General features: G+C 64.1%; 18 protein-coding genes and 3 pseudogenes. 5 read left to right on the top strand and 16 right to left on the bottom strand.

Annotated elements, in window-relative coordinates; all coding sequences use genetic code 11:
- Positions 1-42: 42 nt before the first annotated feature.
- Positions 43-477 (bottom strand): hypothetical protein, encoded by a 435-nt coding sequence (locus U6958_RS23760; RefSeq protein ID WP_079279895.1) that lies wholly within the window; start codon positions 475-477, stop codon positions 43-45.
- A 143-nt stretch (positions 478-620) separates the two neighbouring features.
- Here U6958_RS23760 and U6958_RS23755 point away from each other — a divergent pair, with 143 nt between their 5' ends.
- Positions 621-1,043, top strand: coding sequence for a MerR family DNA-binding protein (locus tag U6958_RS23755; protein WP_003090234.1), 423 nt, complete (start codon positions 621-623; stop codon positions 1,041-1,043).
- 234 nt (positions 1,044-1,277) lie between these two features.
- On the opposite strand, the gene soxR is transcribed toward U6958_RS23755, so the two are convergent.
- Complete coding sequence (soxR, locus tag U6958_RS23750) at positions 1,278-1,730, bottom strand: redox-sensitive transcriptional activator SoxR (protein ID WP_023098533.1); 453 nt, start codon at positions 1,728-1,730, stop codon at positions 1,278-1,280.
- 71 nt (positions 1,731-1,801) lie between these two features.
- On the opposite strand from soxR, the pseudogene U6958_RS23745 reads away from it, so the two are divergent.
- Positions 1,802-2,126 (top strand): annotated as a pseudogene (locus tag U6958_RS23745) (superoxide dismutase); the annotation flags it as partial.
- A gap of 105 nt (positions 2,127-2,231) precedes the next feature.
- Here the strand turns inward: U6958_RS23745 and U6958_RS23740 are convergent.
- The 11 genes and pseudogenes from U6958_RS23740 to merT form a co-directional block, all read right to left on the bottom strand.
- Positions 2,232-3,365 carry an MFS transporter gene (locus U6958_RS23740; protein WP_197913143.1) on the bottom strand — a complete coding sequence of 378 codons (1,134 nt, stop codon included), beginning with the start codon at positions 3,363-3,365 and terminating at the stop codon, positions 2,232-2,234.
- 178 nt (positions 3,366-3,543) lie between these two features.
- A complete protein-coding gene (locus U6958_RS23735; protein WP_023098535.1) occupies positions 3,544-4,998 on the bottom strand; it encodes an efflux transporter outer membrane subunit in 1,455 nt (484 codons plus the stop codon).
- 130 nt (positions 4,999-5,128) lie between these two features.
- Positions 5,129-6,430: pseudogene (locus U6958_RS23730) on the bottom strand (efflux RND transporter permease subunit); the annotation flags it as partial.
- Positions 6,431-6,464: 34 nt separating this feature from the next.
- On the bottom strand, positions 6,465-9,431 hold the full coding sequence (locus U6958_RS23725) for a Tn3 family transposase (RefSeq protein ID WP_023098537.1): 2,967 nt from the start codon (positions 9,429-9,431) through the stop codon (positions 6,465-6,467).
- Positions 9,432-9,433: 2 nt separating this feature from the next.
- Positions 9,434-9,994 carry a recombinase family protein gene (locus U6958_RS23720; RefSeq protein ID WP_003124096.1) on the bottom strand — a complete coding sequence of 187 codons (561 nt, stop codon included), beginning with the start codon at positions 9,992-9,994 and terminating at the stop codon, positions 9,434-9,436.
- Positions 9,995-10,124: 130 nt separating this feature from the next.
- On the bottom strand, positions 10,125-11,114 hold the full coding sequence (locus U6958_RS23715; protein ID WP_003132006.1) for a DUF3330 domain-containing protein: 990 nt from the start codon (positions 11,112-11,114) through the stop codon (positions 10,125-10,127).
- Entirely contained in the window at positions 11,111-11,347 is a 237-nt protein-coding gene (gene merE / locus U6958_RS23710; RefSeq protein WP_003132004.1) for a broad-spectrum mercury transporter MerE, read from the bottom strand. The genes U6958_RS23715 and merE overlap by 4 nt, the downstream gene beginning before the upstream one ends.
- Positions 11,344-11,709, bottom strand: a complete 366-nt coding sequence (gene merD, locus U6958_RS23705) for a mercury resistance co-regulator MerD (RefSeq protein ID WP_000995360.1) — start codon at positions 11,707-11,709, stop codon at positions 11,344-11,346. The genes merE and merD overlap by 4 nt, the downstream gene beginning before the upstream one ends.
- A gap of 17 nt (positions 11,710-11,726) precedes the next feature.
- Positions 11,727-13,412 (bottom strand): mercury(II) reductase, encoded by a 1,686-nt coding sequence (merA, locus tag U6958_RS23700; protein WP_074923284.1) that lies wholly within the window; start codon positions 13,410-13,412, stop codon positions 11,727-11,729.
- Positions 13,413-13,483: 71 nt separating this feature from the next.
- Positions 13,484-13,759 (bottom strand): mercury resistance system periplasmic binding protein MerP, encoded by a 276-nt coding sequence (merP, locus tag U6958_RS23695; protein WP_003131987.1) that lies wholly within the window; start codon positions 13,757-13,759, stop codon positions 13,484-13,486.
- 12 nt (positions 13,760-13,771) lie between these two features.
- A complete protein-coding gene (gene merT, locus U6958_RS23690) occupies positions 13,772-14,122 on the bottom strand; it encodes a mercuric ion transporter MerT (protein ID WP_003131974.1) in 351 nt (116 codons plus the stop codon).
- A 71-nt stretch (positions 14,123-14,193) separates the two neighbouring features.
- On the opposite strand from merT, the gene U6958_RS23685 reads away from it, so the two are divergent.
- Positions 14,194-14,628, top strand: a complete 435-nt coding sequence (locus U6958_RS23685) for a mercury resistance transcriptional regulator MerR (protein WP_003131969.1) — start codon at positions 14,194-14,196, stop codon at positions 14,626-14,628.
- 34 nt (positions 14,629-14,662) lie between these two features.
- Here U6958_RS23685 and U6958_RS23680 read toward each other — a convergent pair.
- Positions 14,663-16,051: pseudogene (locus U6958_RS23680) on the bottom strand (efflux RND transporter permease subunit); the annotation flags it as partial.
- A 136-nt stretch (positions 16,052-16,187) separates the two neighbouring features.
- Between U6958_RS23680 and U6958_RS23675 the strand changes: the two are divergent.
- The gene (locus U6958_RS23675) at positions 16,188-17,099 is read left to right on the top strand and encodes an NAD(P)H-binding protein (protein WP_023098540.1); all 912 of its coding nucleotides are present in this window, start codon (positions 16,188-16,190) and stop codon (positions 17,097-17,099) included.
- Between the two features lie 170 nt (positions 17,100-17,269).
- Here the strand turns inward: U6958_RS23675 and U6958_RS23670 are convergent, their stop codons facing one another.
- Entirely contained in the window at positions 17,270-18,238 is a 969-nt protein-coding gene (locus U6958_RS23670) for an IS5 family transposase (protein WP_016445619.1), read from the bottom strand.
- 105 nt (positions 18,239-18,343) lie between these two features.
- Between U6958_RS23670 and U6958_RS33355 the strand changes: the two genes are divergently transcribed.
- Positions 18,344-18,586, top strand: coding sequence for a MerR family DNA-binding transcriptional regulator (locus U6958_RS33355; RefSeq protein ID WP_306424785.1), 243 nt, complete (start codon positions 18,344-18,346; stop codon positions 18,584-18,586).
- Here the strand turns inward: U6958_RS33355 and mobH are convergent.
- Positions 18,568-20,385 (bottom strand): MobH family relaxase, encoded by a 1,818-nt coding sequence (mobH, locus tag U6958_RS23660; protein WP_023098542.1) that lies wholly within the window; start codon positions 20,383-20,385, stop codon positions 18,568-18,570. The genes U6958_RS33355 and mobH overlap by 19 nt on opposite strands.
- Between the last annotated feature and the right edge of the window lies 1 nt (position 20,386).

The raw sequence follows: 20,386 nt of genomic DNA, 5'->3' as shown, positions 1-20,386 counted from the left end.
TTGTGCGCCGGGTGTGACCGACACGGCAACTCAAAGGAGGCGCTACAGCGCGAGACGCTCGAACAGCAGCCACGACGGCCGCTTGGGAGGTGGTCGCTGGTGACCCCTCGATGGGATGGCTCGCAGAGCCAACGTCGGAGCCAGCAGCTGGTCTCCATAGGCGGGAGGCGCCAAACCGACGAGGTCGAACGCGAAGGTTGGTGCTTTCTGAATGGCGGACTGGTTGACGTCGCCGCAGAGCTTCAGGCACGGGGCCTTCGACGGGTCGTGGGAACCTTCTTCGTGCTCACCATGGAGGCCTTCATGATTTCCATGCCCGGACGATGGGACATGCTCATACCCGACAGCATGCCGATGTTGCTGCGGAGACTCCAGAAGGCAGGCATTGGCCACCCCGGCCCCGAGCGCAAACAGCCATACCCCGAGCACCATCCACGCGATGGCGCGAATCCTGCGGTGGTTGAGAAGTGTGCGCATGTGCGGCCTATTGACCCATTGACACCTGTGATCCTATTCCCAACTGAGCTGCGGGAAATTGATTTGGATCAAATGGAGGCAAGGGTCAACTACGCGGTACTGCGTTATTCTGTGTTGCTCGTGAATAGACAGTGGATCGCTCGATGAACGAAGGTTTGGGTGATTGGATGACGGTTGGCAGGCTGGCGAAGGTCGCTGGCGTCGGCGTGGAGACAATCCGCTACTACCAGGGACGCGGCCTGTTGCCGATCCCGAAGAACGCCGGCAGCTTCCGGCGCTACCCCGCTTCGATGATCCAGCGGATCGGCTTCATCAAGCGCGCTCAGAGCCTTGGGTTCTCGCTGGACGAGGTGAAGTCGCTCTTGGATCTGGAGGATGGGCGGAATCGCCGGGCTATTCAGACGGTGACACGGCGGCGCCTTGACCAGATCGATGAGAAGGTTGGCGACCTTCAGCGCATGCGAGGCGCTCTGAGAGACATGCTGGAGAGGTGCGAAGACACGGGAGAGGCGCTTCCTTGCCCTATCATTGCTGCGCTCATGGGGCCTTTGAATACGTCCGAATGATTGCGCGCTGTGAGGAACAGACGAGACCCAAGGAAAGCGAACGAGGCCTGTCGCACTTCGTTGGTAATGGTCGTGCGGACTGTTCGCTGCACAAAAATGCCGAATGAATTTTCAGCAATCTCACGGCCGACTTAGACGACGTGAACTGCGGCGGTCGGCGTAGCGGATACATCGCCCTACGTCGACCCTGCCGGCGCGATCCACTCAGTCGACTGTCAATCTCACAAGTCCCGCCTATTCTCGCTCAAGGATACGCGCACCGGGCCCCTGGCCCGCGAGTATGTCGCCCGGATTACGCAACGGGCACTCTTTGAGAGAGAGACAACCGCACCCGATACATCCCCCGAGTTCGTCCCGCAGCCGCATCAACTGCGTAATGCGGTCGTCAAGGTCTTCACGCCACCTAGACGCCACACGGCGCCAATGCGCAGCAGTCAGATGAACGCCCGGCTGATACTGCCCGAGAGCGTCGAGCACTTCGTCCAGCGATAGTCCGGCCCGCTGCGCGACTTTGACGATGGCCAGATACCTCAAGATAGCGGGCGAGTATCTCCGCTGATTACCGGACGTGCGTTCGCTCTGGATCAGGCCCTTGGACTCGTAGAAGTGGATCGTGGATACGGGCAGGCCGCTGCGCTGTGACACCTCTCCAACCGTCAAGCGACGCGACGTGTCGATCCGGTTCATGGCTGACTCCATTGCTCAAGTTATGTTGAGATTCTAGTTGTGCCCAAGTCGCATCGCAATCGAAAGTCTGGCCACGCAGTCAGACGGCTGTGCGTAGCAATGGCGGCGGTCACGCCAACCACTCGCTGTGTTGGACGGTACTGAGTGCCGAGGATGGCAAGCCGCAAGGAAGGTTGGCCAGGACGGCAACCTGTTAGTCAAGAGCAGCGCTAACCAGGGCAGTTCTCTGATGGGCGCATACGCAGGCCTCTCAGGTGAGACGCCGATCCTTGCTCTGGATGTCTGGGAGCACGCGTACTATCTGGACTACCAGAACCGCCGTCCCGACTACATCGCGGCCATCTTCAACATCGTTAACTGGCACGAGTCGCCCGGCGCTACAAAGAGGCCGTCGGTTCAATGATGCCGCTGCCGGTTGCCACGGCTGGCGTCCGGCAGCGCACAGCGGCATGTCCGTGCATGCTGGCGCACAGTGCTGATGGTTTCTCATCTCTTTCTGCTTCAAAGGGATGGGCTCCTCCTCTGGGATCGCACGCCCGTTGTCAAGATCACGGCCGCCCCTGCCAGCAACGCTGCGCAAGCGTAGGTGAAGACGCCGGAGAGGCCGAAAGTATCGATGGCAACGCCGCCGACGCCGGCGCCGAGCGCAATGGAGAATTGGAATGCGGTCGCCTGCAGGGCACCGACGCTCTCAGCAAGGTCAGGGGCCACTCTCGCGTGCCACGTCGCGATCGAGACGTAGAAAGCGCTGAAGGCCAGCCCCCAGATAACGAGGAGCAATAGCGAGATCAGGGAAGTGGTTCCAGCGAATGCCAGCAAGGCGGCCATCAGTGCCATCACAAGCGCCGCTCCCGCTGCACATAGTGACGCGTTGCGCGCCGCCAGCAGCCCGCCGACCGCACCTCCGATGAGGCCCCCAATCCCATAAAGCAAAAGCGCCAGCGAGATCTGGCTGACATTCAGGTTAACCACCTGTTCCAGCAGCGGCCGGATGAAGGTGTAGCCGGCAAACTGTCCTGAAAGCACCAGGACAATCGTGACCAACCCGCCCAGCACCGGAGCCCGGCTGAGCGCATCGCCGAAAGCGTTCAGTGCCGGACGATGCATCGTGGGAAGGCGCGGAAGGGTCGACAATTGCGCGAGCAACGCCAGCACGCCCAAGCCTGCCGTGACAAGAAATACGCCACGCCAACCCCAAGTTTCGCCCAGAAAGGCACCAGCGGCGGGCGCGGCGACACTCGCCGCTGTTACGCCCGTGAAGATGATGCTCATGGCCCGGGCGACCTGGGCCGGAGATACCAGCCGCAGTGCTAGCGTGGTCACCATCGCCCAGGTTCCGCCCAGTGCCACCCCCAGCAGCCCGCGCGCGAAAAGCAGCGTCCACTGATCGGTCGCGACCGACGCCAGCAGACTCGATAGCAAGAGGACGACGGTCAGCCCACGAATCAGCAAACGTCGGTCAATCCGCCCGGCGAGAAAGATGACCGCGGGGCTGGCAACGGCGGCGACCACGGCCGTTGCGGTCACGGCCTGGCCTGCCTCGCCGACCGACAGTTCCAAGTCCTTGGCCATGGGCGTCAGAATGCTGATCGGCAGCAGTTCGCTACAGACCAGCGCAAACATGGTGATTGCCATGGATAGTACCGCCGGCCAGTTGGCGTCGTGCTGGTCGTCCGTCGTGGAAGAATGACGCATTTGCTGTGTCGTCCGTTTGGTATTCGGCCAGATGGCCTGAGCGCAAGCGCGCATAGAAGACCGCGCCGCGCGCTTGATGCTCGGGGCGGCCGCGGGCCTGCGCAAGACTGGTGTCGGCCTACTTGCTCGCCACGTTATGGGCAGCAGGGTGATGGCGAGGCCAGCCGCCTGCGAGCGCCTGGTACAGCGAGACGACGGCCAGTGTGCTGCGCACGCGGCCCTGCGCGAAGGCGTCGTGGCTCTGCAAGCGCGCGTTCTCGGCGTCGAGCAACTCCAACACGTCGATCGAGCCTTGGTCGAAGCGCAACCTCGCCATGCTCGCGGCGCGCGTCCCGGCTGCCGCCGCCTGCTCCAGGTGCGCGGTCTGGCGTGCGCTGCGGGAAACCTGCACCAGCGCGTTTTCGGTCTCCTCCAGCGCAGTCAGCACGGTGCGCTCGTAAGTTGCCAGGTTGCCAGCCTCGGCCGCGTTGGACGCAGCGATGCGCGCGCGCACGCGGCCGACATTGAGAAACGATCCATCCACGCCCAGCGTGAGCAGCCGCATCTCGCTGTCGCGCTCGAATAGGGCACCCGCGTCGAAGGCCTGGGTTCCGATCAACCCGCCGAGCGTAAAGCGAGGAAAAAGATCGGCGGTCGCCACGCCGATGCGTGCGGTAGCGGCGGCGAGCCGACGTTCGGCCGCTGCCACATCGGGACGACGTCGCAGCAGATCACTCGGGGCGTCAACGGCGATGTTCTGCGGCAATGCCGGCAGTTCGCCGGGGGCCTCCAGCACAGTGACCAGTGATTGCGGCGGTCTGCCGGTCAGCACCGCGATTCGGTGGGTGGCGACGGCGATGTCGGCCTCCAAGGAAGGGATGCGCGCACGGGTGCTTTCGAGTTGCGTGCGACCGCGATCCACGTCGAACGGTGTCGCCATGCCTGCCTTGAGACGCACTTCGAGCAATTGCAGAGTGCGGGCCTGGTTGTCGGCGTTCTCTTGGGTGATGCGCAGTTGCTCCTGCCAGCCGCGGAGCTGGAAGTAGGTGCGGGACAACTGGCTGACTACCACGACCTGCATGGCGGCCAGGTCCTCGGCGCTCGCCGCGGTCTCGGCGCGCTGCGCCTCCACGCTGCGGCGTACCCGGCCAAACAGGTCCAGCTCCCAGGTGAAGCCGATGGTGGCCTGGTATTGATTGTGGTCACGGGCATCGCGATCGGCCAAAGGGAACTGATTGGCGGTGTCGCGCACATCGCTTGCCTCGGCGTCGGCAGTGATGGTCGGCAGCCGGTCATACCGGGAGCCGCGCAGCAGTGCGTTGGCTTGCTCGTAGTTGGCCAGCGCAACGCGAAGGTCCTGGTTGTTCGCCAGCGCGGTGTCAACCAGGCGTTCGAGCAACGGGTCACCAAAGGCGCGCCAGAACTCGGGGTCGGTCTGTGCCGTTGCGTTGACGGTGACCGCGGCATCCTGGCGGACGAAGGCGTCCACCTGCGGGGGCTGCGGCCGCACGTAGTCGGGGCCCACGGCGCACGCCGACAGCAGCGCGGCGGCGGTGCTCGCTGCGAGGATCTTCAGGACGCTCGGGCTCTTCATGGTGCCACCTGTTTTGAGCGCTCGCGCGTATCGGAATTGCTGGTGAGCCACTTTGCCGCGGCAGTGCACGCCGGGGCTGCTTCGGAATGTTGGTTCATGGATCGGTCTCCGATCGAATAGGACGACGGCTTCATGCATGGGCGGGCTGCGTATGCGTGGTCACGTTCGATTCGCCGTGCTGGACCAGCTTGCGGCCGGAGAGCTTGCGCAGTGCCACGTAGAACACCGGCGTCAGGAACAGGCCGAACAGGGTCACGCCGAGCATGCCGGCGAACACCGTGATGCCCGTGGCGGCGCGCACCTCCGCCCCGGCGCCCGCGGAGAGCACCAGGGGCAGCACACCGGCGATGAACGCGATCGAGGTCATGATGATCGGGCGCAGGCGCAGGCGGCACGCTTCCAGCGCGGCCTCCAGGATGTCCTTGCCCTGCATTTCCAGCTCGCGGGCGAACTCGATGATCAGGATCGCGTTCTTGCAGGCCAGGCCCATCAGCACCACCAGGCCCACCTGCACGAACACGTTATTGTCGCCGCCGGTCAACCACACGCCGAACAGCGCCGACAGCAGGCACATCGGCACGATCAGGATCACGGCCAGCGGCAACGTCCAGCTCTCGTACAGCGCGGCCAGCACAAGGAAAGCCAGCAGCACGGCGAGCGGGAACACGATCATGGCGGCGTTGCCCTGTGTGGCCTGCTGGTAGCTCAGGTCCGTCCACTCGATCTCCATGCCGGGTGGCAGCACCTGCCTCGCCAGCTCGGTGACCTTGGCCATCGCCTCGCTGGAGGACAGCACGCGCGGATCGGCCTCGCCGCTGAGGTCGGCTGCGGGGAAGCCGTTGAAGCGCAGCACCGGGTCGGGGCCGTAGGTGCGGTTGACCGTCACCACCGAGCCGATCGGCACCATCTCGCCACGGTCGTTGCGCGTGCGCAGGCGGGCGATGTCCTCGATGCTGTCGCGGAACGGCGCGTCGGCCTGGGCGATCACCTGCCAGGTGCGGCCGAACTGGTTGAAGTCGTTGACGTAGGCCGAGCCCAGGTAGGTCTGCAGCGTGTCGAAGACGTTGGTGAGCGGGATGCCCTGCGCCTTGGCCTTGATGCGGTCCACCTGCGCGTCGAACTGAGGCACGTTGGCCTGGTAGGTGGTGATCGGGAAGTGCATGCCCGGCACCTGCGAAGACGCCCCCTGGAAGGCGCCCACCGCGCCCTGCAGCGCGCCGTAGCCCAGGCCGGCTCGGTCTTCGATGAACAGCGAATAGCCAGCGCCGTTGCCGAGCCCCAGGATCGGCGGCGGCATGATGGCGAAGGTGATCCCTTCCTGCAGTGCGGCGATCTTCTGGTTGATCTCGGCGTTGATCTGCGCGGCCGTGCGCCCCGTGCGTTCGTTGAACGGCTTCAGGGTGAGGAACGCCATGCCGGTGTTCGGTGTATTGGGGGTCGCCTCAGAAAACGGAAAATAAAGCACGCTAAGCCGGTTGCAGCGGTCGTAGCGGCCTGAACTTGCCCGCGCCGATCTTGGCGCTGCTGCGCCAGAGGTAATCGCCGGTGAGGTTGATGTGCTCCCAACCGAGCGGCGACAGGTACTGCAACAGCGCGTCATCAACGGCATGGCCGTTGCCACGCAGCGCGTGCGCAGCCCGTTCCAGATAGACCGTGTTCCACAACACGACGGCAGCCGTTACCAGATTGAGGCCGCTAGCCCGGTAGCGCTGCTGCTCGAAACTGCGGTCGCGGATTTCACCCAGGCGGTTGAAAAACACTGCCCTGGCCAGCGCATTGCGCGCCTCGCCCTTGTTCAGGCCGGCATGCACGCGGCGGCGCAGTTCCACGCTTTGCAGCCAGTCCAGGATGAACAGCGTGCGCTCGATGCGGCCCAGCTCGCGGAGCGCCACGGCCAGGCCGTTCTGGCGTGGGTAGCTGCCGAGCTTTCGGAGCATCAGGGAGGCCGTCACCGTGCCCTGCTTGATCGAGGTGGCCAGCCGCAGGATTTCGTCCCAATGGGCGCGGACGTGCTTGATGTTGAGCGTGCCGCCGATCATGGGTTTCAGCGCGTCATAGGCGGCGTCGCCCTTCGGGATGTAGAGCTTGGTGTCGCCCAGGTCGCGGATGCGCGGCGCGAAGCGGAAGCCCAGGAGGTGCATCAGGGCGAAGACGTGATCGGTGAAGCCCGCCGTGTCGGTGTAATGCTCCTCGATCCGCAAGTCGGACTCGTGGTACAGCAGGCCGTCGAGCACGTAGGTCGAATCGCGCACGCCGACGTTCACGACCTTGGTGTGAAATGGCGCGTACTGGTCAGAAATGTGGGTGTAGAACGTCCGCCCTGCGCTGCTCCCGTATTTCGGGTTGATGTGGCCGGTGCTCTCGGCCTTGCTGCCGGTGCGGAAGTTCTGGCCGTCCGACGATGAGGTGGTGCCGTCGCCCCAGTGCTCGGCGAAGGGATGGCGGAACTGTGCGTTGACCAGATCGGCCAGCGCCGCCCCGTAGGTTTCGTCGCGGATGTGCCAGGCTTGCAGCCAAGCCAGCTTGGCGTAGGTCGTGCCGGGGCAAGACTCCGCCATCTTGGTCAGGCCCAGGTTGATCGCGTCGGCGAGGATCGTGGTCAGCAACAGGTTCTTGTCTTTGGCCGGGTCGCCCGATTTCAGATGCGCGAAATGCCGAGTGAAGCCCGTCCATTCGTCCACCTCCAGCAGCAGTTCGGTGATCTTGACGTGCGGCAGGATCATTGCCGTCTGGTCGATCAGCGCTTGGGCGGTGTCGGGTACCGCCGCGTCGAGCGGCGTGATCTTCAAGCCTGACTCTGTGATGATGGCGTCCGGCAGCTCGTTGGCCGTCGCCATACGGTTGACGGTGGCAAGCTGTGTTTCCAGCAGCGTCAGCCGGTCGTTCAGGTACCGGTTGCAGTCGGTGGCCACGGCCAGCGGCAATTCGCTGGCCTGCTTGAGGCTGGCGAATTTCGCGGGCGGCACCAGGTAGTCCTCGAAGTCCTTGAACTGGCGCGACCCCTGCACCCAGATGTCGCCGGAACGCAACGCGTTCTTCATCTCCGACAGCGCGCACAGTTCGTAGTAGCGCCGGTCGATGCCGGTGTCGGTCATGACCAGCTTCTGCCAGCGCGGCTTGATGAACTCGGTCGGCGCGTCGGCGGGCACCTTGCGGGCGTTGTCGCTGTTCATGCCGCGCAGCACCTCGATGGCGTCGAGCACGTCCTTCGCGGCGGGAGCGGCCCGCAGCTTGAGCACGGCAAGGAATTCCGGCGCGTAGCGGCGCAGCGTGGCGTAGCTTTCGCCGATGCGGTGCAGGAAATCGAAGTCCTCGGGCTGCGCAAGCTTCTGCGCTTCGGTGACGCTCTCGGCGAAGGCATCCCAGGACATGACGGCCTCGATGGCGGCGAACGGATCGCGGCCCGCCTGCTTGGCCTCGATCAGCGCCTGGCCGATGCGGCCGAACAGCCGCACCTTGGCGTTGATCGCCTTGCCGGACGCCTGGAATTGCTGCTGATGCTTGTTCTTGGCGGCGTTGAACAGCTTGCCCAGGATGCGGTCGTGCAGGTCGATGATTTCGTCGGTGACGGTGGCCATGCCCTCGATGGCAAGCGCCACCAGGGTGGCATAGCGTCGCTGCGCCTCGAACTTGGCCAGGTCGGCGGGCGTCATCTGGCCACCCTCACGGGCGATCTTGAGCAGGCGGTTCTGGTGCACCGACCGCTCGATGCCAGAAGGCAGGTCGAGCGCCTGCCACGCTTTGAGGCGTTCGATGTGTTCCAGCATGTGCCGCGAATTCGGTTTGACGGGCGATTGGCGCAGCCAGGCCAGCCAGGTCGTTTTGCCGTTGTCCCGACGCTTGAGCAGATCGTCGAGGCGGCGGCGATGCGCGTCCGACAGCGGTTCGGCCAAGGCATCGTAGATGCGCCGGTTGGCGCGGGTGATTGCTTCGGCGCTCGCCCGCTCGACGGCGTTGAGGGCAGGCAGAATGACCGACTGCTGCCGCAGGTGCTCGATCAAGGTGCTGGCCAGCACGATGCCCTTGTCGGTCTGCAAGGCCATCTCGGTCAGCAACTGGACGGCCTGCCGGTAGTGGCCCATGGTAAAGGGCTGGAAGCCGAACACCGTTTGCAGTTCGACCAGGTGCTCGCGCCGGGTCTGCTCCCGCTGCCCGTATTCGTCCCAGCTTTCGACGCTGACCTTGAGCTGGTCGGCGACCAGTTTCAACAAGGGCGGAAACGGCGGCTCATCGACGCCCAGGATGACACCAGGAAAGCGCAGGTAACAGAGCTGCACGGCGAAGCCCAGCCGGTTGGCCGGGCCGCGCCGCTGCCGGACGATGGAGAGGTCGGTTTCGCTGAACGTGTAGTGACGGATCAACTCATCCTTGGTGTCCGGCAACGCCAGCAGGCTTTCGCGCTCGGCGGCGGACAGGATTGAACGACGTGGCATATTTACTGATCCGTTCTCAAGTATTGATACAGGGTTTCGCGACTGATTCCGAATTCACGAGCCAGCTTGGTCTTTTGCTCGCCAGCCTCGACACGTTGGCGCAGTTCGGCAATACGCTCAGACGACAGGGATTTCTTCCTGCCACGGTAGGCCCCGCGCTGCTTGGCGAGCGCGATGCCCTCGCGCTGCCGCTCGCGGATCAAGGCGCGTTCGAACTCGGCGAACGCGCCCATTACCGACAGCATCAGGTTCGCCATCGGCGAGTCCTCGCCGGTGAAGGTCAAATGCTCCTTAAGGAACTCGATGCGTACGCCGCGCTGGGTGAGGCCCTGCACCAGGCGGCGCAGGTCGTCGAGGTTGCGCGCCAGACGATCCATGCTGTGCACCACGACCGTGTCGCCTTCGCGCACGAAGGCGAGCAGCCGTTCCAGTTCGGGCCGCCGTGTGTCCTTGCCCGACGCCTTGTCGGTGAACACTTTATCCACCTGGATCTGTTCGAGCTGCCGTTCTGGGTTCTGGTCGAAGCTGCTGACGCGGACGTAACCGATGCGCTGACCGTGCAAGGTATCCTCCTGAGGGAAATGTGTCAGGAAGAAATCTATGACCCTTGACGGCGTATGTCAATCAATTCGGAAGGCAACTCTATTCTGACGATTTAGCGCCGGATGGTCTGACGCCAAGTTAGGGTATGCCTCAATCTGACGGTAGCGAGTCGCAGGCGTTCGGATCGGCATCGGTTTCGTTCCCTGTCTTGGCACGCGCTTCGAAGCGTTGATAACACTCCAACCCGCAGAAGTGCTCGACGTATTCCGCGCCTTCCGGGGTGAAGGCGGCATCGAGCGGGATTTCCTTGCAGCACACGCAGCAACTGGTGGTGGTCGAGTCACTTGCATTCATGGTGGCACCCCTCCATTGACTGACGAAGACGGCGAATGCCGCCGCCGGCATTGGCTTCGCGAACAGGAAGCCTTGTCCTGTGTCGCAGTCCGCTTGTCGCAATAGATCAAGACTCGCCGATGTTTCCACGCCTTCAGCCACCACATCCATGCCCAGCCCGTGCGCAAGCTGAATCACGGTGTGCACGATGGTTTGGTCGCGGCGGTCGTTGGCGAGCCCGGCGACAAACGATTGGTCGATCTTGAGCGTGCTGATTGGGCAGCACTTCAGATGTTGCAGACAGGAATACCCCGTCCCGAAGTCATCGGCGGCGAAGCGCACACCGATCTGCCGCAAGGCGTCCAGGGCGGGGAAGATCGCCGGATCACCAAACGCGACCGATTCGGTCAGCTCGATTTCGAGATACTCGGCGGGCAACTCGGCATCAGCCAGCACGCCCTTTACCCACCCGTCGAAGTCCGGTCCCACTTGGCTCGCCGAAACATTGACGGCCAGCCGGAACGGTCGCCATGCCAGCATTCGCCAGTCACGCATCTGGCGGCAGGCTTCGCCCAGCACCCAAGCGCCGATTTCAGGCATCAGGCCGGACGATTCGACCACGGGCAGGAACTGGCCCGGTGGCAATAGTCCAAGCGTCGGATGACGCCAGCGCAACAGGGCTTCCGCGCCGACAATCCCACCACTGCGCAGATCGACGACGGGCTGGTAGTGCAGTTCAAGCTGCCCGCGCTCGACCGCTTGGGCCAGTTCCGGCGTCGTCCATCCATCCGGCCGGAAAGCGCTCATTCTCTTTCCCTGAATGCCCGCAACGCCCGCGACAGGGACAGAAGGAACAGGCCGGTCAAACCGAGCGCCGCGATGACCCAATGCTCGCCGAGGAAAGCACCGGCGGTTGTGCCGGCCAGCACGACAGCGAGGATGGGCAGGTGGCAGGGGCAAGTCAGCACAGCCAGTCCGCCCCACAGGTAGCCGGTGATCGGTTTGTGCGTCTCGGACGGCAAGCGCTCGGGGTTGTTCATGGCAGACTCTCCGCGTGCTGTGCCGGCTCGGTCGGCAGGGTGGCCAACTGCACTTCCAGATCGGCCAACGCTTCGCGCCGACGCTCGACGAACTGACGCAGCAGGGCAAGCTGCGCGGCCGCTTCGTCGCCGTCCGCCGCATCCAGCGCCCGGCACAGCCGCGCCAGCGCGTCGAGGCCGATGCCCGCCTCGAAGGCCGCCCGCACGAAGCACAGCCGTTGCAAGGCGGCGTCATCGAACAAGCCGTAGCCGCCTGGTGTGCACGCCACCGGGCGCAGCAATCCGCGCAGCAGGTAGTCGCGCACGATATGCACGCTCACCCCGGCATCAAGAGCCAGCCGGGACACCGTGTAGGCGTTCATTGAACACCTCCTTTTTCTCACCCGGCGCAGCAGGAAAGCTGCTTCACATCCTTGTTGAAGGTCTGCGCCGCGAGCTTCAACCCCTCGACCATCGTCAGGTAGGGGAACAACTGTTCGGCCAGTTCCTGCACCGTCATGCGGTTGCGAATGGCCAGAGCCGCCGTCTGGATCAGTTCACCCGCTTCCGGCGCGACCGCCTGTACGCCGATCAGCCGATGGCTGCCTTCCTCGATAACCAACTTGATGAAGCCGCGTGTGTCGAAGTTGGCGAGCGCACGCGGCACGTTGTCCAAGGTCAAGGTGCGGCTGTCGGTCTCGATCCCGTCGTGGTGGGCTTCCGCCTCGCTGTAGCCCACGGTCGCCACTTGCGGATCGGTGAACACCACGGCCGGCATTGCGGTCAGGTCGAGCGCCGCATCGCCGCCGGTCATGTTGATCGCGGCACGGGTGCCGGCCGCTGCCGCCACATAGACGAACTGCGGCTGGTCGGTGCAGTCGCCGGCCGCGTAGATGTTCGGGTTGCTCGTGCGCATGCCTTGGTCGATGACGATGGCACCTTGCGCATTGACAGTGACCCCCGCTGCGTCCAGCGCGAGGCTGCGCGTGTTCGGTGTCCGACCGGTGGCAACCAGCAGTTTGTCGGCGCGCAATTCACCGTGCGTGGTGGTCAGCACGAATTCACCGTCCATATGGGCGACCTGGCTGGCTTGCGTGTGCTCCAGCACCTCGATGCCCTCGGCACGGAAAGCGGCTGTCACCGCCTCGCCGATGGCCGGGTCTTCACGGAAGAACAAGGTATTGCGCGCCAGGACCGTGACCTTGCTGCCCAGCCGGGCAAAGGCTTGCGCCAGCTCCAGCGCCACCACCGACGAGCCGATTACGGCAAGGCGTTCGGGAATGGTGTCGCTCGCCAGGGCCTCGGTGGAAGTCCAGTAGGGTGACTCTTTCAAGCCCGGAATCGGCGGGACCGCCGGGCTGGCACCCGTGGCGACCAGGCAGCGGTCGAACATCACGACGCGCTCGCCACCCTCGTTCAAACGGACGGTAAGGCTCTGGTCGTCCTTGAAGCGCGCCTCACCGTGCACAACGGTGATGGCCGGATTACCGCCCAGGATGCCTTCGTACTTGGCGTGCCGCAGTTCGTCGACGCGGGCCTGCTGCTGGGCCAGCAGCTTACTGCGGTCAATCGTAGGCACAGTTGCCGCAATACCGCCATCGAACGGGCTTTCCCGGCGCAGATGGGCGATGTGGGCGGCGCGGATCATGATCTTGGACGGCACACAGCCGACATTGACGCAGGTGCCGCCGATGGTGCCGCGCTCGATCAGCGTGACCTGCGCGCCTTGCTCGACGGCCTTCAGCGCCGCCGCCATCGCGGCTCCACCGCTGCCAATGACCGCTACCTGCACCGGGGGCTCGTTGCCACTGTGCTTTTCGGCGGCGGCCATCCATCCCCGCACCTTGTCGAGCAGTCCGACGCGGTTGTCCGCCAGTGGCGCATCGGCTAGCGTTGCCTTGTAGCCCAGTCCGGCCACGGCGGCAGTCAGCGCGTCCGGCGATGTGCCCGGCACGATGGCGAGTTGCGCTGTGCCCTTCGGATAGGACACCATCGCCGACTGCACGCCTGGCACTTTTTCCAGCGCTTCCTTGACGTGCGCCGCGCACGAGTCGCAAGTCATGCCGGTGATTTTTAGATGGGTCATGCAACAGATCCTTTATCGTTTGTGGCGCCAGACAATGACGTCCGTTGTGCTGCGGTGCCGTTTTCAGTGACTCACTGCTTGACGCTGGACGGATAGCCCGCGTCTGCGGTTGCCTTGGTCAGCTTCTGCACGCTGGTCTTGGCATCGTCGAAGGTGACGACCGCTTGGCGTGTCTCGAAAGTCACGTCAACTTTGCTGACGCCTTCGACCTTGGAAATCGCCTTCTTGACAGTGATCGGGCAGGCGGAGCAGGTCATGCCCGGTACGGACAGCGTGACGGTCTGGGTGGCGGCCCAGACGGGGGCAACAACGGCGGCGAGGGCGAGGGAGGCAAACAGTTTCTTCATGGTGAACTCCGATCAGTAGAAAAATGGCATGACGTAGGGAAATCCGAGCGCGACCAGAACCAGCGCGGCCACGATCCAGAAAATGAGCTTGTAAGTAGCTCGCACTTGGGGAATCGCGCAGACCTCACCCGGTTTGCAGGCCGCTGCCTGCCGGTAGATGCGCCGCCAGGCGAAGAACAACGCCACCAGCGCCACGCCGATAAAGATGGGGCGATAGGGTTCCAACACCGCCAAGTTGCCGATCCAAGCGCCGCTGAACCCCAAGGCGATCAGAACCAACGGCCCGAGGCAGCAAGCCGAGGCGAGGATGGCGGCAAGCCCTCCAGTGAAGAGCGCGCCGCGCCCGGTTTTTGGTTCAGACATGCGCTTGTCCTTTCGAATTGAAATTGGATAGCGTAACCTTACTTCCGTACTCATGTACGGAGTCAAGCGATATGGAAAACAATTTGGAGAACCTGACCATTGGCGTTTTCGCCAAGGCGGCCGGGGTCAATGTGGAGACCATCCGTTTCTATCAGCGCAAGGGCTTGTTGCTGGAGCCTGACAAGCCCTATGGCAGCATCCGCCGCTATGGCGAGGCGGATGTAACGCGGGTGCGCTTCGTGAAATCAGCCCAGCGGCTGGGCTTCAGCCTGGATGAGATCGCCGAGCTGCTGCGGCTGGAGGATGGCACCCATTGCGAGGAAGCCAGCAGTCTGGCCGAGCACAAGCTCAAGGACGTGCGCGAGAAAATGGCTGACCTGGCGCGCATGGAGGCCGTGCTGTCTGAGTTGGTGTGCGCCTGCCATGCGCGAAGGGGGAACGTTTCCTGCCCGCTGATCGCGTCACTACAGGGTGGAGCAAGCTTGGCAGGTTCGGCTATGCCTTAGCGTGCTTTATTTTCCGTTTTCTGAGACGACCCCTATTGGTCATCTGCAGGGCATTCAGGCCGGGGAATGCCACCGCGCTGGCAACGCCGTCGGTTTCCAGTGCGACGTCGATGACCTTGCTCAGCAGCGCATCGGTGCGCCCGATGGAGGAGCCTTCGGGCAGCTTCACGCCCGCGATCAGGTACATCTTGTCCTGGGTCGGAATGAAGCCGCCGGGCACGGCCTTGAACATCAGACCCGTGCCCAGCAGCAGTAGCGCATAGACCACGAACACCGCCCCGCGCCGACCGAGCACGCGCGAGACCCCGCGCTCGTACTTGTTGGAGCTGCGGTTGAAGAAGCGGTTGAACGGGCGGAACAGCCATCCAAATGCCCGGTCAATGCCGCGAGACAGTGCATCCTTGGGGGCGCCATGGGCCTGCAGCAGCCGGCCGGCCAGCGCCGGGGACAGCGTCAGGGAGTTCAGGCCAGAGATCGCCACCGAGATGGCGATGGTGACCGCGAACTGCTTGTAGAACTCGCCGGTGACGCCGTCGAGGAATGCCATGGGCACGAACACCGCGCACAGCACCAAGGTGATGGCGATGATCGGGCCCGACACCTCCCGCATGGCCAGGTGCGCCGCTTCCAATGGCTGCGCGCCGGCCTCGATGTGGCGCTCCACGTTCTCCACCACCACGATGGCGTCGTCGACCACGATGCCGATAGCCAGCACCAGTCCGAACAAGGTGAGCGTGTTGATCGAGAACCCGAGCAGGTGCAGGACCGCGAACGTACCCACGATGGACACCGGCACTGCGATCAGCGGGATGATGGAGGCGCGCCAGGTCTGCAGGAACAGGATCACCACCAGCACCACCAGGGCCACGGCCTCCAGCAGCGTGGCGACCACAGAGTTGATGGATTCGCGCACGAACACCGTGGTGTCATACACCGCTTCGTACTTGATTCCCGGCGGGAAGGTCTTCTGCATCGCGTCCATGGTGGCGATCACCTGGTCACGGATGTCCAGCGCGTTGGCCCCCGGTGCCTGGAAGACGCCCATGCCCACGACGGCGCTGTTCTGGTCCAGCTTGGCGCGCAGCGTGTAGTCGCCCGCGCCGAGTTCGAGGCGGGCGACATCGGACAGCTTCACGATCTGGCCGTTGTCGCCGGTCTTGAGCACGATGTTGCCGAACTCCTCGACCGTGGTCAGCCTGCCCTGCGCATTGATCAGGCTCAGGAAGTCGCTGTTCGGCATGGGTTCGGCGCCGACCTGGCCCGCCGAGACCTGTACGTTCTGCTCGCGCATCGCTGCGATCACGTCCCCGGCCGTCAGGCCTCGCGAGGCGATGGCCTCGGGGTTGAGCCACGCCCGCATGGCGTAGTCGCCGCCGCCGAAAACATTGACCTCACCGACGCCGGGAATGCGCGCCAGGGTGTCGCCGGCCTGCTGCACGATGGCGCCCGGACCGTTGGATCCGTTCAGGAGGAAGCTCGACCATGAACGAGCGCAGGCCGCGCATCGCGGCAATCGCATTTCTGCGCAGCCGGCACACTCCGCCAGGGGGAGCCATCCGGTGACCCGGTTGCTTTCTCCGTGCCTGCTGGTTGCCAGTGCCCATGATCCGCTCGGCCGGCGCGTCGTCGAACTGCTGCTGCGCCGCGATGAAGCGGAGGTCATCGCCACCAGCCGCCAACCAGTGCACCTTGTGGATCTGGCTGCCCGTGGGGCGCGTATTCGCGGCGCGGATCCCGACGATGCAGCGTCCCTGGATGCCGCCTTCACCGGTGCACACCGCCTGCTGCTCCTGCCGGGCGCTGCCGACGGCTCGTGGTCGCGGCGTCGCCAACTGCAGGCCATGATCGATGCCGCAGCGCGCGTCGGCGTCCGCACCGTGGTGTACGCGGCCCAGATCGAAGTGTTCGACCCCTCGCTGATGACTGTAGCGCGGGAATGCGAGACGGTGGCACAGGCATGCGAGGCTCGCAACCTAGCCTTGTCAGTCTTGCGGGTGAGTTGGCCTATGGAGCGATTGTTTCCGCGGATCATCCTGGCGCTTCGGTGCGGGAAGTGGTTTAGCTCAGCGCCGCAAGGCAGACTGCCTTACGTGGCGGGCGAGGACGTGGCGCGCACCGCTGCGGCGGTACTGCGGGCGGACCCTGTTCCGCCCGGAGAGCTGGCGATCACCGGCCCGCAGGCTCTCACTGCCGAGGCGCTGGTGAACAGCATCAATATCATCTTCGGAGCCAGCATCGACCTGGTGCCCGTCAGTGAGGAAGCCCTGGCGCTGCATCTGCAGGTCTCGGGCTTTCCGAAATCCACGCTGCGAGAGGCGCTGATCATCGAAGAGGTGTCCAAACGCGGGCTGGCGCCGTTCTCCGACGGTGTCATCGAGCAGATGACCGGTCAGCCGCCGCGCAGCATCGAGGCGGTGCTGGTCGAACACCGCCTCGATTTGCTGTTGTCCACCAGCACCCCCCGGCTTTGAGACGAGTCGACTTCTTCGACTCTAGGGCTACGCTGAACAAGCCTGAGATTTCGACACTGCGTCGTGCTGACGCCCGACTTGGCTGACGTGATCCGGTTGCTCCAAGTCAACGCCGCATTCTTCAGCCTTTTCAAGGTGGCAGGCGCGTCGCACGCCCACTGTGGACGCACTCATGCCACCAGACGCTTGCGCGCCAGGTAGATGTTCGCCAAACCCAGCGCCACGAACGCTCGCGTCGCGTTTTTCGCCAGGCCCTTGTAGCGGACCTTGCTGAAGCCGAACTGGCGCTTCACCACGGCAAACACGTGTTCCACCCGAGAGCGCGTCTTGGACTTGATGCGGTTGACGATGCGCTCCAAGTCGGCCAGATACCCTGTGCCTCGGACCCTCTGATTCGTCTGGTCCTTGGCCTTCGGTGCCTTGGCCGCGATCAACGCCTGCTGGGAGGCGTAGGCACTGTCGCCGAAGACTTCCAGCTCCTGGCCGTGCAGCAGTTCGGGCAGCGGGTGCTTGTCGTGAACGTTAGCCGCCGTCACCACCGCGCTATGCGCAAGGCCCGTCTCGCTGTCCACGCCGATGTGCAGCTTCATGCCGAAGAAGTACTGCTGCCCCTTCTTGGTCTGGTGCATCTCGGGATCGCGCTCGCCCTTGTCATTCTTGGTCGAGCTCGGCGCCGAGATGATGGTGGCATCCACGATGGTGCCGGTGCCAACCTTCATGCCCTTGCTCTGCAGCACTTCACCGACCTTGGTGAACAGTGCGGCGCCCAGCTTGTGCTTGTCGTCCTCCAGCAGCCGGCGGAACTTCAGCAAGGTGGTGCCGTCGGGAACGCGCTCGCGGCCCAGGTCAATGCCCACGAAGCGGCGCAGCGCCGTGCTGTCCAGCAGCGCCTCCTCGCAGGCCTCGTCGGCGAGGTTGAACCAGTGCTGCACGAAGTACATGCGCAGCATGCGCTCCAGGCCAATGGGCGGACGGCCCCTGCCGGCCTTCGGGTAGTGGGGCTCGATGACTTCGCACAGCTCAGCCCACGGCACGATGGTGTCCATCGTCTGCAGGAACACATCGCGCCGCGTTGGCCTGCGAAATCGCTCGAACTCCGCGCCCTGATCGGCTGCTGCTGCGAGTGTTGCTTGCTTCATGCAGGCATCATCGCGAAGCACCGCTTGCCTTGCCACCCGATCAACCCGCAAGGCTGACCTTAATCAGCGTAGCCCTAGAGGCTGCAGGCGTGCTTGCTGCAGTACATGATCCACGCCGAGACGATGATGAAACAACGATCTGTACGAACAGCCACCCCGACGACGGTGGTCGCCAAGCCTTTTGCCACGGAACGTGTGCCAATGGTTGGCGACGTCGCCAGCCTCGGCGGCGTAACCGTGTCCAACGTTCGTTTCTATGAAGCAGAGAGGTTGATCCATGCTACGCGCACGGCAGGCAACCAGTGCCTCTATGGGCCCGTATCTAGCACCTATGCCAGTTTCAAGTAGGGATTGTTCGGTGGCCGCTCATCGAACAGTTGGCCAGGGTCATCGAGTAAGTAGCCATGCAGCTTGCGCGACTTGCGCGGGCCGGTGACCTCGCAGGTCCAGATGTTCAAGCTGCTGGGCTGCTTGCGATGGACCTGCAGCTTCTCGAAGCGCTTCTGGACCCATTGCCAGTCGACAACGGCATCCTGCTTGGCGAGTGCTGGAACTTGAGGATGCTCCTGGACATAGCGCTGAAACACCCCAGGGCTTACCAGGAACACCGTGTCGTCCACGGTATGCACCAGTGCCTTGGCATCGTTGAGAATCAGCTTTCGGCTCTGCAAGCCATGCCTAAGCCAGCCCATGAAGTGCTCGCCCGAAGGCTGCTGTGTCGATGCCGAAGATTTAGACGCTGGCACAGGCAGTACCAGCGAACTCGTTGCGAAGGCCGGGACGGGCTCTGCATCCTGTCGCGTCGCAAGGAGGTGTCCGGAGCCCACCATCGCCAGCATGTCTTCCATGACGTCAGGCAGGGGCTGAACTGCGGGCGGTGAAGCCAAGTCAGCGGGGCTGCTGCCTTCCCAAGGTGGCGTCGTCTGTTCTTCGAAGACAGGCTTCGCGGCAGTCATAGGCGGGGCAGCCTCCAAGCCAGCATCCTTCTCGATTGCCGCAGCGTCGACTGCCACCGTGCCGGTAAACGATGCTGGCCGTTCGCCAGCTTCCCAGATCAGCGCGGGAGCTAGACGCAGCAGGGTAAATGAGTGGGACCAGCCGGTCGCACTGGTCACGGTCGCGCGCCAGACCGCCTTCCCGTCCGACGTCGGCTGCAATATGCCGTGGTCCTGAAGCACGTTGAACACCGCAGTGTTGTTCGTAGGGATGCCATCGATGCCCTCTGACAGCAGGTGCGCACGTAGCTTGTCCGAAACCGTCTTGCTCACCAGCCACAAGGCGTCCTCGGTGAGCCAGCCATCGGAGGCTTCGGGCTGGTTCAGCTTCAACTCTTCCTTGAGCAGGTAGCGCAACCCGTCCAGCAGCTTGCGTTGCAGCGCGTGCTTGGGGGCGGCCATAGCGCGCGCGGGATCGCCTCCCAACTCTTGGGCCACGGAAGCGCGGTCGGCCTGTACGACAAGTTCGCCCAGCACGCCGGCGTGCTCGTACTGGCCGGCCAGGACGTAGAGCAGCGGTCCCCACAGGTCGGGATAGCCACTGAGCCAGTCCAGGGCATCACTGTCGAGGAGTTGGCGGTAGAGCAAACCTGTCGCAGCGCTGTGGAGCCGATATTCTCGATCGTCGCGGTAGCGGAAGCGGTATGGCTGGTGCAGCGGGCCATGCCAGGGGTGCCACAGCGAGCCGTCGGCCAGTTCGACGTGCAGATCGACGGCGATCTTGCCGATGTCATGCAGCAGCGCGGCATAGGCGACTGCGGCAGTCCAGGCTTCAGACTGCGCCGCCTGGTCTTCGGGGCTGGCCCCGATGGGCAGCAGATGCGACTGCCGCAGCTTCAGGCTGTAGGCGACGATTTCCAGGCCGTGGTCGAGCATGCCGCCGGGGTAAGCGTGATGATGCGCCTCGGAAGCCGGGAAAGCCTGGACCAGCTCGGCGTAGCGTTCCAGTGGCGCCCGGTACAAGGTGGCGAACTGCTTACGTGAGAGCGACGTGCGCTGCCAGATGTGCTCCAGCAGTTTCTGCCGGCGCGGGGTGGCCAGCAGCGATGCGGCCGACTCGGGCCGCATCAACCCTTTCGGGAGGTCGGATGCGGGAGGTGGCGTCGGAGCGGTAGCGACCGCGGGCCGTTTTCGCTGGAACAGAGAGAGCATG

Source organism: Delftia lacustris (assembly GCF_040267515.1).
GTDB classification, from domain to species: Bacteria; Pseudomonadota; Gammaproteobacteria; order Burkholderiales; family Burkholderiaceae_C; genus Comamonas; species Comamonas tsuruhatensis.
The sequence above is the reverse complement of the archived record's forward strand: the minus strand, read 5'-3'. Positions and strand labels throughout refer to the sequence as shown.